Genomic DNA, 12,094 nt, shown 5'->3' with positions numbered 1-12,094 from the left:
CATGTGGTCAAGTGTTGCCGTCCACCGGGTCCGGCACCCGCGTGTGGCTTGTCCCCATTTCTCCGGGCTGACCAGCAGGTCAGGACCGGCGGCGGGCGGCCCGGTGACCGCTGGTAACGTGGCGTGAAGCCCCGGTCCGGGCCCTGCGCGGGCCTGCCGGAGCCGACCAGACGTCCTTTAACGACCCGTCCCGTGAGGCGGGGAAGGAGGTCCGCCGTGGCCTACCCACCGGCTGCCCATTCGTCGCCGCCGCGACAACCCTCGGTGAAGGTGATCCTCGCCGCAGCGGACGTGTCGCGGGTGGTCGACCGCATCGCCCACCAGATCCTGGAGAAGACCCAGGGCGCCGCCGACACGGTGCTGCTCGGCATCCCCACCCGGGGTGTGCCGCTGGCCCACCGCCTCGCGGACCGGATCAGCACCTTCGAGGACGTCACAGTCCCGGTCGGCGTGCTCGACATCACGCTCTACCGCGACGACCTGCGCCGGCACGCCACCCGCGCGGTCGGCCCGACCGACCTGCCCACCGGCGGGATCGACGGCAAGCGGGTGATCCTCGTCGACGACGTGCTGTTCTCCGGCCGCACCGTACGGGCCGCGCTCGACGCGCTCAGCGACGTGGGCCGGCCGGCGTCCGTGCAGCTCGCGGTCCTGGTCGACCGTGGTCACCGCCAGCTGCCGATCCGCGCCGACTACGTCGGCAAGAACATCCCCACCGCGCTGGCCGAGAACGTCAAGGTCACCCTCGCCGAGACCGACGGCGCCGACGAGGTACGGCTGTACGGAGGCTCACTGTGAGCGCGAGGAGCGCAGCGAAGCGGAGCCCCGCAGTCGCGAACGAAAGGCGGCGACGCGCATGATCCGGCACCTGCTCTCCGGCGCCGACCTGGACGCCGGCACCGCCACCCTGGTCCTGGACACCGCCGCGGAGATGGCGACGGTGGCCGGTCGCGAGGTCAAGAAGCTGCCCGCGCTGCGCGGGCGCACCGTGGTCAACCTCTTCTACGAGGACTCCACCCGCACCCGGATCTCGTTCGAGGCGGCCGCCAAGCGGCTCAGCGCCGACGTGATCAACTTTTCCGCCAAGGGATCCAGCGTGGCCAAGGGGGAGAGCCTGAAGGACACCGCGCTCACGCTCCAGGCGATGGGCGCGGACGCGGTGGTCGTCCGGCACCCCGCCTCCGGCGCACCGCACCGGCTCGCCGAGTGGGTGGACGGGTCGGTGGTCAACGCCGGTGACGGCACCCACGAGCACCCGACCCAGGCGCTGCTCGACGCGTACACGATGCGGTCCCGGCTGGGCCGGCTCGACGGCCTGCACGTGGCGATCGTCGGCGACGTGCTGCACTCCCGGGTGGCCCGCTCCAACGTGCTGCTGCTGTCCACGCTCGGTGCGAAGGTCACACTCGTCGGCCCGCCCACGCTCATCCCGGTCGACATCGCCGCCGCCCTGGCCCCCGGCACCGACGTCTGTTACGACCTCGACGCCGTTCTCCCAGACGTGGACGTGGTGATGATGCTGCGGGTGCAGCGCGAGCGGATGGGTGACTCCTACTTTCCGTCGGCCCGCGAGTACGCCCGCCGCTACGGACTCGACGGCCCGCGGATGCGCCGACTGCCCGGGCACGCGATCGTCATGCACCCCGGCCCGATGAACCGGGGCATGGAGATCACGCCCGAGGTGGCCGACTCGCCCCGCTCCACCATCGTCGAACAGGTCGCCAACGGGGTCTCCGTGCGGATGGCCGTGCTCTACCTGCTGCTCGGAGGGAACAACCGGTGACCGCGTACCTCATCACAGGCGTCAGCATCGTCGGCGGCGAGCCGACCGACTTGCTCATCCGCGACGGCGTGGTGGCCGGGACGGGCCGCGGGCTCGCCGCGGACGACGCCACAGTCGTCGACGCGACCGGCCTGGTCGCGCTGCCCGGCCTGGTCGACCTGCACACCCACCTGCGCGAGCCCGGCCGGGAGGACGCCGAGACGGTCGAGTCCGGCTCCCGGGCGGCGGCGCTCGGCGGCTACACGGCGGTGTGCGCGATGGCGAACACCTCCCCGGTCGCGGACACCGCGGGAGTGGTGGAGCAGGTCTGGCGCCTCGGCCGGGAGGCCGGCCTGGTCGACGTGCAGCCGATCGGCGCGGTCACGGTCGGGCTGGCCGGCGAGCGTCTGGCCGAGCTGGGCGCGATGGCCGACTCGGCGGCCGGGGTCCGGATCTTCTCCGACGACGGGCACTGCGTGTCGGACCCGCGGCTGATGCGCCGGGCGCTGGAGTACGTCAAGGCGTTCGACGGCGTGATCGCCCAGCACGCCGAGGAGCCCCGGCTGACCGAGGGCGCGCAGATGCACGAGGGCGAGGTGTCCACCCGCCTCGGCCTGACCGGCTGGCCGGCCGTCGCCGAGGAGGCGATCATCGCCCGGGACGTGCTGCTGGCCGAGCACGTCGGCAGCCGCCTGCACGTCTGCCACGTCTCCACCGCCGGCAGCGTCGAGGTGCTGCGCCAGGCCAAGGCGCGCGGGGTACGCGTCACCGCCGAGGTGACGCCGCACCACCTGCTGCTGACCGACGCCAAGGCGGAGAGCTACGACCCGGTCTTCAAGGTCAACCCGCCGCTGCGTACCGCCGCCGACATCGCCGCGCTGCGGGAGGCGCTGGCCGAGGGCGTGATCGACATCATCGCCACCGACCACGCGCCGCACGCCGTGGAGGACAAGGAGTGCGAGTGGGCGTACGCCCGGCCGGGCATGCTCGGCCTGGAGACGGCGCTGTCGATCGCGCTCGACGTGTTCGGCCCTCGCTGGGACCTGATCGCCGAGCGGATGTCCCGCACGCCGGCCCGGATCGCCGGGCTCGCCGGGCACGGCCTCGACCCGGCACCCGGCGTACCGGCCAACCTGACCCTGGTCGACCCGGCCGCCCGCCGCGTCATCGAACCGGCGGAGCTGGCCAGCCGTAGTCGCAACACCCCGTACGCCCGCATGACGCTGCCGGGTCGCATCGTGGCGACCTTCCTGCGCGGCGAGCCGACGGTCCTGGACGGAAAGGCAGTTAAGTGAAGAGACGTCCTGCGATTCTCGTCCTGGAGGACGGGCGCACGTTCCACGGCGAGGCGTACGGCAGCGTCGGGGAGACCTTCGGCGAGGCGGTCTTCAACACCGGCATGACCGGCTACCAGGAGACGCTCACCGACCCCTCGTACCACCGGCAGGTGGTGGTGCAGACCGCGCCGCACATCGGCAACACCGGCGTCAACGGCGAGGACGACGAGTCCGACCGGATCTGGGTGGCCGGGTACGTGGTGCGCGACCCGGCCCGGATCAGCTCCAACTGGCGGGCCGGCGGCGGCCTGGAGGACCGGCTCGCCGCCGAGGGCGTCGTCGGCATCAGCGGGGTGGACACCCGGGCGCTGACCCGGCACCTGCGCGAGCGCGGCGCGATGCGGGTCGGCATCTCCAGCGTCGAGGACGACCCGGCGGCCCTGCTGGAGCGGGTGCGCCGCTCGCCGCAGATGGTCGGCGCGAACCTGTCCGACGAGGTGACCACCGCCAAGCCGTACGTCGTGCAGGCGCAGGGCGAGCACCGGTTCACGGTGGCCGCGGTGGACCTGGGCATCAAGCGCAACGTGCCGCGGCGGCTCGCCGCCCGCGGCGTCACCACCCACGTGCTGCCCGCCGGGTCGACGATCGAGGACCTGCTCGCCACCGGCGCGGTCGCGGTCTTCTTCTCGCCCGGCCCGGGCGACCCGGCGACCGCCGACGGCCCGGTGGCACTGGCCCGGGAGGTGCTGACCCGGCGGATCCCGCTGTTCGGCATCTGCTTCGGCAGCCAGATCCTCGGCCGGGCGCTCGGCTTCGGTACCTACAAGCTCGGGTACGGCCACCGTGGTATCAACCAGCCGGTGCTCGACCGGGCTACCGGCAAGGTCGAGGTGACCAGCCACAACCACGGCTTCGCGGTGCAGGTGCCGGGTGCCGGGGACGGCGCCGTGGTGCCGGATCAGGTGATTGAGACCGAGTTCGGCGGTGTCCAGGTTTCTCACGTCTGCCTCAATGACAACGTGGTCGAGGGGCTGCGGGCCGTGGACGTGCCCGCCTTCACCGTCCAGTACCACCCGGAGGCGGCGGCCGGCCCGCACGACGCGGACTACCTCTTCGACCGTTTCGCCGAGTTGATCGAAGGCCGTGGCTTCGACCGGCAGCAGAGTGAAGGCGGCAAGAATGCCTAAGCGGACCGACCTCAAGCACGTCCTGGTGATCGGCTCCGGGCCGATCGTGATCGGACAGGCCTGCGAGTTCGACTACTCCGGCACCCAGGCCTGCCGGGTGCTGCGCAGCGAGGGGATCCGGGTCAGCCTGGTCAACTCCAACCCGGCGACGATCATGACGGACCCGGAGTTCGCCGACGCCACGTACGTCGAGCCGATCACGCCTGAGTTCGTCGAGCTGGTCATCGCCAAGGAGCGCCCCGACGCGCTGCTGCCGACGCTCGGCGGGCAGACCGCGCTGAACACCGCCGTCGCCCTGCACGAGGCGGGCGTGCTGGACAAGTACGGCGTCGAGCTGATCGGCGCGAACATCGAGGCGATCAACCGGGGCGAGGACCGGCAGCTGTTCAAGGAGATCGTCGCGAAGGCCGGCGTACGGCTGGGCCTGGCGGATCCGTCCGCGCTGGTGCCGCGGTCGCGGGTCTGCCACTCGATGGACGAGGTCCGCGAGACGGTCGCCGAGCTGGGCCTGCCGGTGGTCATCCGGCCGTCGTTCACCATGGGCGGCCTCGGTTCCGGCATGGCGCACACCGACGAGGACCTGGAGCGCATCGCCGGCGCCGGCCTGGCGGCCAGCCCGGTGCACGAGGTGCTCATCGAGGAGAGCGTGCTCGGCTGGAAGGAGTACGAGCTCGAACTGATGCGCGACCGCCACGACAACGTGGTGGTGGTCTGCTCGATCGAGAACGTCGACCCGATGGGTGTGCACACCGGCGACAGCGTCACAGTCGCCCCGTCGATGACGCTCACCGACCGGGAGTACCAGCGGCTGCGTGACCTCGGCATCGCGGTGCTGCGCGAGGTCGGTGTGGACACCGGCGGCTGCAACATCCAGTTCGCGGTGAACCCGGCCGACGGCCGGATCGTCGTGATCGAGATGAACCCGCGGGTGTCGCGCTCCTCGGCGCTGGCGTCGAAGGCCACCGGCTTCCCGATCGCGAAGATCGCCGCGAAGCTCGCCATCGGTTACACGCTCGACGAGATCCCGAACGACATCACGCTGAAGACACCGGCCGCGTTCGAGCCGACGCTCGACTACGTGGTGGTGAAGATCCCCCGGTTCGCGTTCGAGAAGTTCCCCGGCGCCGACCCGGAGCTGACCACCACGATGAAGTCGGTGGGCGAGGCGATGAGCCTGGGCCGCAACTTCACCGAGGCGCTGAACAAGGCGATGCGCTCGATGGAAACCAAGTCGTCCGGTTTCTGGACCACTCCGGACCCGGCGGGCGCCACGAAGGAGAACACCCTGGCGGCGCTGCGGACGCCGCACGACGGCCGGCTCTACACCGTCGAGCGGGCGCTGCGCCTCGGCGCGTCGATCGCCGAGGTGTCCGAGGCGTCCGGCGGCATGGACCCGTGGTTCCTGGACCAGATCGCCTCGCTGGTGGAGCTGCGCGCCGAGATCGTGGACGCGCCGGTGCTGGACGCCGGCCTGCTGCGCCGGGCCAAGCGGGCCGGCCTGTCCGACCGGCAGCTCGCCGCGCTGCGCCCGGAGCTGGCCGCCGAGGACGGCGTCCGCACGCTGCGGCACCGGCTCGGCGTCCGGCCGGTCTACAAGACGGTGGACACCTGCGCGGCCGAGTTCGAGGCGACCACGCCGTACCACTACTCGACGTACGACTCGGAGACCGAGGTGGCGCCCTCGGCCCGGCCGAAGGTGCTCATCCTGGGCTCCGGGCCGAACCGGATCGGGCAGGGCATCGAGTTCGACTACTCGTGCGTGCACGCGGTCCAGGCGTTGCGGGCCGTGGACTACGAGACCGTCATGGTCAACTGCAACCCGGAGACCGTCTCCACCGACTACGACACCGCGGACCGGCTCTACTTCGAGCCGCTGACGTTCGAGGACGTGCTGGAGGTCTGGCACGCCGAGGACACCTCCGGCAAGGAGGCGGGCGGCCCCGGCGTCATCGGGGTGGTCGTGCAGCTCGGCGGCCAGACCCCGCTCGGCCTGGCGCAGCGGCTCAAGAACGCCGGCGTGCCGATCGTCGGCACCTCCCCGGAGTCGATCCACCTGGCCGAGGAGCGCGGCGCGTTCGGCGCGGTGCTGGCCCGGGCCGGGCTGCGCGCGCCCGCGCACGGCATGGCCACCTCGTACGACGAGGCGAAGACGATCGCCGACGAGATCGGGTACCCGGTGCTGGTCCGCCCCTCGTACGTGCTCGGCGGGCGCGGCATGGAGATCGTGTACGACGACGCCACGCTGCGCGACTACATCGGCCGGGCCACCGCCATCTCGCCGGACCGCCCGGTGCTGGTGGACCGGTTCCTGGACGACGCCATCGAGATCGACGTGGACGCGCTCGTGGACGCCGACGGCGACGTCTACCTGGGCGGCGTGATGGAACACATCGAGGAGGCCGGCATCCACTCCGGCGACTCGTCCTGCGCGCTGCCGCCGATCACCCTGGCCGGGTCGCACCTGGCCCAGGTGCGGCACTACACCGAGCAGATCGCCCGCGGCATCGGGGTGCGTGGCCTGCTCAACGTCCAGTACGCGTTGCAGGGCGACATGCTCTACGTGCTGGAGGCCAACCCGCGCGCCTCCCGGACCGTACCGTTCGTCTCGAAGGCCACGGCGGTGCCGCTGGCCAAGGCGGCGGCCCGGATCGCGCTCGGCGCCACCGTCGCGCAGTTGCGCGCCGAGGGGATGCTGCCGCCCACCGGTGACGGCGGCACCATGCCGGCCGACGCGCCGATCGCGGTCAAGGAGGCGGTGCTGCCGTTCAAGCGGTTCCGCACCCCGTCCGGCAAGGGCATCGACGTGCTGCTCGGCCCGGAGATGAAGTCCACCGGCGAGGTGATGGGCATCGACACCGGCTTCGGCCAGGCGTTCGCCAAGTCGCAGGCCGCCGCGTACGGTTCGCTGCCCACCGCCGGGAAGATCTTCGTCTCGGTCGCCAACCGGGACAAGCGGGGCATGATCTTCCCGATCAAGCGCCTGGCCGACCTGGGCTTCGAGATCGTGGCCACCACCGGCACGGCCGAGGTGCTGCGCCGGCACGGCATCGCCTGCGAGCAGATCCGCAAGCACTACGAGTCGGGTGAGGGCGCGGACGCGGTCTCGCTGATCCTCGGCGGGGACGTGGCGCTGGTGGTGAACACGCCGCAGGGCTCCGGGGCGAGCGCCCGGTCCGACGGGTACGAGATCCGAAGCGCGGCGGTGAGCGCCGACATTCCGTGCGTCACCACGGTCCCGGGCGCGGCCGCCGCCGTCATGGGCATCGAGGCCCGGATCAACGGCGACCTGAAGGTCCGCCCGCTGCAGGACCTCCACGCCGCCCTCCGGGCGGGCGAGTGACCCCCCGCCCCACTGCGTCGATCATGAGGTTGGCGGCGGAAATGGAGATCCACATCGCCGCCAACCTCATGATCAACGGGGAGGTCGGGCGGACCGGGCAGGGGGCCGGGGCGTGATCTTCGAGAAGGTGGTGCGGCCCCGGTTGTTCTCGCTCGCGGGCGGGGACGCGGAGGGGGCGCACGAGTGGACGCTGGCGCGGCTCGCCGCGGTGTCCCGGCAGCCGGCGGTCCTCGCGGCGCTGCGCGCGGCGTACTTCCGGGCGGCGCCGCGGACGGTGTTCGGGGTGCGCTTCCCCAACCCGGTCGGGCTGGCGGCCGGCATGGACAAGAACGGACTCGCGTTGCCGGCCTGGCCGGCGCTGGGCTTCGGTTTCGTCGAGGTCGGCACCGTGACCGCGCACGCCCAGCCGGGCAACCCCCGGCCCCGGCTGTTCCGGCTGCGCGACAGCGAAGCGGTGATCAACCGGATGGGCTTCAACAACGCGGGCGCGGCGGCGCTCGCGGACCGGCTGGCCGCGTTGCCGCGCCCGCTCGGCGTGCCGCTGGGCATCTCGCTCGGCAAGTCCAAGGTGACCCCGCTGGACGAGGCGGTCGAGGACTACCTCGCCTCCTACCGGGCGCTCAAGGAGCACGGCGACTACTTCGCGGTGAACGTGTCCTCACCGAACACTCCCGGACTGCGGTCGCTTCAGGACCGGTCCCATCTGGACGCGCTGCTCGCCGCGCTGGTGGGAGAGAAGCCGGTGCTGGTGAAGATCGCCCCGGACCTGACCGAGCCGGCCGTGGCCGAGCTGCTGGAGGTGTGCCTCGACCGGGGCGCGGCCGGGGTCATCGCCACCAACACCACGCTCGCCCGCGACGGGCTCGCCCCGGCCGACGCGGCACGCGCCGCCGAGGCCGGCGGGCTGTCCGGCCGGCCGCTGACCGCCCGGGCCCGGGAGATGGTCGCCTTCGTGCACCGGGAGACCGGCGGCCGGCTGCCGGTGATCGGTGTGGGCGGCATCCTGCACCCCGACGACGCCACCCGCATGTTCGACGCCGGCGCCGCCCTGCTCCAGCTCTACACCGGCTTCATCTACCGTGGCCCCGCCCTGACCCGGGCCATCACCCGAACAGCCACCCGACCCCGACCCTGACCCTGCCCCCGACCCTGCGCGATCTTGCACATCCGGCCCCGGCATACCACCGCGTTCCGGGCGCGGCGGGGGCGGCAACTGCAAGATCAGCGGGGGAGGAGGACAAGGAGGAGGAGACGTGACGCCTGAGGAGATCCTGGAGGCCGACCGGCGGCACGTGTGGCATCCGTACACCGCCATGCCGTCCGCCAGTGCGCCGTACGTCGTCGACAGCGCGGAAGGCGTGCGGCTGCGGCTCGCCGACGGGCGGGAGCTGGTCGACGGCATGTCGTCGTGGTGGGCGGCGATCCACGGCTACCGGCACCCGGTGCTCGACGCCGCGGTGACCGGTCAGCTCGGGCGGATGAGCCACGTGATGTTCGGCGGGCTCACCCACGAGCCCGCCGTACGCCTGGCGCGCACACTCGTCGAGCTGACCCCGGACGGCCTGGAACACGTCTTCCTGGCCGACTCCGGCTCGGTGAGCGTCGAGGTGGCGGTGAAGATGTGCCTGCAGTACCAGCGGGCGCTGGGACGCCCGCAGCGCCGCCGGCTGGGCACCTGGCGGGGCGGCTACCACGGCGACACGTTCCACCCGATGAGCGTGTGCGACCCGGAGGGCGGCATGCACCACCTCTGGGGCGACGTGCTGCCCCGGCAGGTGTTCGCGCCGGTGCCGCCGCCCGGCTTCGACGCGGCGCCGGATCCGGCGTACGAGGCGGCGCTGGTGGAGGCGGTCGAGCGGCACGCCGACGAGCTGGCCGCGGTGATCGTGGAGCCGGTGGTCCAGGGCGCCGGCGGGATGCGGTTCCACCACCCGCACTACCTGCGCGTGCTGCGCGAGGTGACCCGGCGGCACGGCATCCTGCTGGTGTTCGACGAGATCGCCACCGGCTTCGGCCGGACCGGCCGGATGTTCGCCGCGGAGCACGCCGCTGTCACCCCGGACGTGCTCTGCGTCGGCAAGGCGCTCACCGGCGGGTACCTGACGCTCGCCGCGGCGCTGTGCACGCCCGAGGTGGCGCGGGCCATCTCCGCCGGCGGGGTGCTGGCGCACGGGCCGACGTTCATGGGCAACCCGCTCGCCTGCGCCGTCGCCAACGCCTCCCTGGAGCTGCTGCGGGCCGGGGACTGGGCGGGACGGGTGACGGGCGTCGCCGAGGGCCTGCGGGCCGGCCTGGAGCCGTTGCGGGACGCGCCCGGCGTGGCCGACGTACGCGTGCTCGGCGCGATCGGGGTGGTGCAGCTCGACCACGAGGTGGACCTGCCCCGGGCGACCGCCGCCGCGGTGGCCGAGGGGGTGTGGCTGCGCCCGTTCCGGGATCTCGTCTACACGATGCCGCCGTACGTCTGCGACGCCGCGGACGTGGCGCGGATCGCGGCCGGAGTGGCCGCGGCGGTGAAGGCCGGCTGAGCCCGGCCGAGTTCGACAGGGCGCGACGGGAGGCCCGTCGCCGGACACGCCAGGCGGCCCGGAGCCGCCGGGAGAGGGAGAGACGCGATGGAGACGTTCGGCGCCCGTCTGCACCGGGCCGTGGCGGAACGAGGGCCGCTCTGCGTGGGGATCGACCCGCACCCCGGGCTGCTGACCGCCTGGGGCCTGTCCGACGACGTGGCGGGCCTGGAGCGGTTCTGCGCCACGGTGGTGGAGGCGATCGGCGACCGGGTCGCCGTGGTCAAGCCGCAGTCGGCGTTCTTCGAGCGCTTCGGCGCTCGGGGCGTGGGTGTGCTTGAGTCAACTATCCGACAGTTGCGAGATTTGGGAGCGCTCACTCTGCTTGACGTGAAGCGTGGTGACATCGGCTCGACCGTCGCCGCGTACGCCTCGGCGTACCTCGATCCATCCAGCCCGCTGTATGTCGATGCGGTGACCGCGAGCCCCTACCTGGGAGTAGGTTCGCTCGCCCCGATGTTCTCCACCGCCGCCGAGCACGGTGGCGGGGTGTTCGTCCTGGCGCTCACCTCCAACCCGGAGGGCGCCTCCGTGCAGCGCGCCGTCGGTGCCGACGGACGCACCGTCGCGCAGACCGTGATCGACGAGATTTCCCAGCTCAACCGGGGTGCGGAGCCGCTCGGCAGCTTCGGTCTGGTGGTCGGCGCGACGGTTGGTGAGACGGGTCACGATCTGGACTCGGTCAACGGTCCGCTGCTCGCGCCGGGGCTGGGCGCGCAGGGCGGAACGCCCGCCGGGTTGCGTACCGTGTTCGGCGCCGCGCTGCCGTCGGTGCTTCCCTCGTACTCCCGGGAGGTGCTCGGCGCGGGCCCCGACCCGGCCGGCCTGCGGGCCGCCACTGAGCGCGTGCTGGCCGACTGCCGGGCCGCCCTGAGCACGGCGGACTGACTGACGGCTCGGTCACTTTGGGTTGATCATGGCGCGTCCACGTTGCCGAAATCTCCGTTGACCGCTAGTTTTCCCCGCGCTGGGAACCACGGACCCCTTTGGTTGCCAGCGACACCACGTTTCACAGATGCGGTGGGGCGCTCAGCCCGCCGTACTAGGGACCTGAGGAGAACTGGTGCCGCTCCCGTCACTGACCCCCGAGCAGCGCGCTGCCGCGCTGGAGAAGGCCGCGGAGATCCGCAAGGCCCGCGCTGAGCTGAAGGAGCAGCTCAAGCAGGGCAAGACCACCCTCGCCACCGTCCTCGAGCGGGCCGAGTCCGACGACGTCGTGGGCAAGCTGAAGGTTTCGGCCGTGCTCCAGGCGATGCCGGGCATCGGCAAGATCCGGGCCACCCAGATCATGGAGAAGCTCAAGATCGCGGACAGCCGTCGCCTGCGCGGCCTCGGCGAGCAGCAGCGCAAGGCTCTGCTCGGAGAGTTCGCCGCCAACTGAACGGCCCGCCGTGTAGAAACAAGCGGTGAGCACGGATGACGAGGCGCGCTCGGCGGCTCGGCTCACTGTCCTGTCCGGTCCCTCCGGGGCCGGCCGGAGCAGTGTCGTCGAGGCGGTCCGGGCGCGCCTTGCGTCTGTCTGGGTGCCGGTGGTCGCCACCACCCGCCCACCCCGTCCGGACGAGCGCGACGGCGTCGACCGCGTCTTCCTCGACGCGCCCGGCTTCGACCGGCTGGTCGCCGCCGGGGAGCTGCTGGAGTGGTGCCGGATCGGGCCGTACCGCCGGGGGGTGCCCCGGGCCGAGGTGCGGGCGCGGCTCGCCGAGGGACGGCCGGTGCTGCTGCCGCTGGACCTGGCCGGCGCGCTGGCCGTGCGGGCGGCGGCGCCCGGCGCCCGGCTGGTGCTGCTCGCGCCGCCGGCGTACCGGGCCGACCCGGACGTGGCGGCCGTCTTCGCCCACGCCGTGGCACACGACCACACCGAACGCGCCGCGGCGGAGCTGGTAGGATTGCTCGGTTCGTCCTTCCTGGCTCCGGCCCGACCGCCCGCGGGCGGCGCACGAGACGCAGAGGTTTAATTC

The 12,094-nt window shown here is 72.6% G+C and carries 10 protein-coding genes; all 10 read left to right on the top strand.

Annotated features, from left to right (window positions below):
- The first annotated feature begins 216 nt into the window (after positions 1 to 216).
- The 10 genes from pyrR (at position 217) to V6U82_RS17775 (ending at position 12,091) form a co-directional block, all read left to right on the top strand.
- Positions 217 to 798 carry a bifunctional pyr operon transcriptional regulator/uracil phosphoribosyltransferase PyrR gene (gene pyrR, locus V6U82_RS17820; RefSeq protein WP_334462587.1) on the top strand — a complete coding sequence of 194 codons (582 nt, stop codon included), beginning with the start codon at positions 217 to 219 and terminating at the stop codon, positions 796 to 798.
- Positions 799 to 856: 58 nt separating this feature from the next.
- Positions 857 to 1,783 (top strand): aspartate carbamoyltransferase catalytic subunit, encoded by a 927-nt coding sequence (locus tag V6U82_RS17815; RefSeq protein WP_091424316.1) that lies wholly within the window; start codon positions 857 to 859, stop codon positions 1,781 to 1,783.
- Positions 1,780 to 3,057: a dihydroorotase gene (locus tag V6U82_RS17810; protein ID WP_334462583.1), complete on the top strand. Its 1,278-nt coding sequence runs from the start codon at positions 1,780 to 1,782 to the stop codon at positions 3,055 to 3,057. Before V6U82_RS17815 ends, V6U82_RS17810 begins: the two co-directional genes overlap by 4 nt.
- Positions 3,054 to 4,226 carry a glutamine-hydrolyzing carbamoyl-phosphate synthase small subunit gene (gene carA / locus V6U82_RS17805; protein WP_334462580.1) on the top strand — a complete coding sequence of 391 codons (1,173 nt, stop codon included), beginning with the start codon at positions 3,054 to 3,056 and terminating at the stop codon, positions 4,224 to 4,226. The genes V6U82_RS17810 and carA overlap by 4 nt, the downstream gene beginning before the upstream one ends.
- Positions 4,219 to 7,566 (top strand): carbamoyl-phosphate synthase large subunit, encoded by a 3,348-nt coding sequence (carB, locus tag V6U82_RS17800; protein ID WP_128136455.1) that lies wholly within the window; start codon positions 4,219 to 4,221, stop codon positions 7,564 to 7,566. Before carA ends, carB begins: the two co-directional genes overlap by 8 nt.
- A gap of 112 nt (positions 7,567 to 7,678) precedes the next feature.
- Positions 7,679 to 8,701: a quinone-dependent dihydroorotate dehydrogenase gene (locus V6U82_RS17795; RefSeq protein ID WP_334462576.1), complete on the top strand. Its 1,023-nt coding sequence runs from the start codon at positions 7,679 to 7,681 to the stop codon at positions 8,699 to 8,701.
- Positions 8,702 to 8,819: 118 nt separating this feature from the next.
- Positions 8,820 to 10,094, top strand: coding sequence for an adenosylmethionine--8-amino-7-oxononanoate transaminase (locus V6U82_RS17790; protein ID WP_334462573.1), 1,275 nt, complete (start codon positions 8,820 to 8,822; stop codon positions 10,092 to 10,094).
- An 87-nt stretch (positions 10,095 to 10,181) separates the two neighbouring features.
- Entirely contained in the window at positions 10,182 to 11,021 is an 840-nt protein-coding gene (gene pyrF, locus V6U82_RS17785; RefSeq protein ID WP_334462571.1) for an orotidine-5'-phosphate decarboxylase, read from the top strand.
- A 175-nt stretch (positions 11,022 to 11,196) separates the two neighbouring features.
- Positions 11,197 to 11,514 (top strand): integration host factor, actinobacterial type, encoded by a 318-nt coding sequence (gene mihF, locus V6U82_RS17780; protein ID WP_013285515.1) that lies wholly within the window; start codon positions 11,197 to 11,199, stop codon positions 11,512 to 11,514.
- Between the two features lie 25 nt (positions 11,515 to 11,539).
- Positions 11,540 to 12,091 (top strand): guanylate kinase, encoded by a 552-nt coding sequence (locus tag V6U82_RS17775; RefSeq protein ID WP_334462569.1) that lies wholly within the window; start codon positions 11,540 to 11,542, stop codon positions 12,089 to 12,091.
- The last annotated feature ends 3 nt before the right edge of the window (positions 12,092 to 12,094 follow it).

Origin of the sequence: Micromonospora sp. CPCC 205554 (assembly GCF_036902745.1) — a bacterium.
Classification (GTDB): Bacteria; Actinomycetota; Actinomycetes; order Mycobacteriales; family Micromonosporaceae; genus Micromonospora; species Micromonospora tulbaghiae.
This window is presented reverse-complemented; position numbering and strand designations above follow the sequence as displayed.

Excerpts from the sequence above, each read along its gene's own strand:
- V6U82_RS17815 (WP_091424316.1), top strand. The coding sequence starts at position 857 with ATGATCCGGCACCTGCTCTCCGGCGCCGACCTGGACGCCGGCACCGCC.
- carB (WP_128136455.1), top strand. The coding sequence starts at position 4,219 with ATGCCTAAGCGGACCGACCTCAAGCACGTCCTGGTGATCGGCTCCGGG.
- pyrF (WP_334462571.1), top strand. The coding sequence starts at position 10,182 with ATGGAGACGTTCGGCGCCCGTCTGCACCGGGCCGTGGCGGAACGAGGG.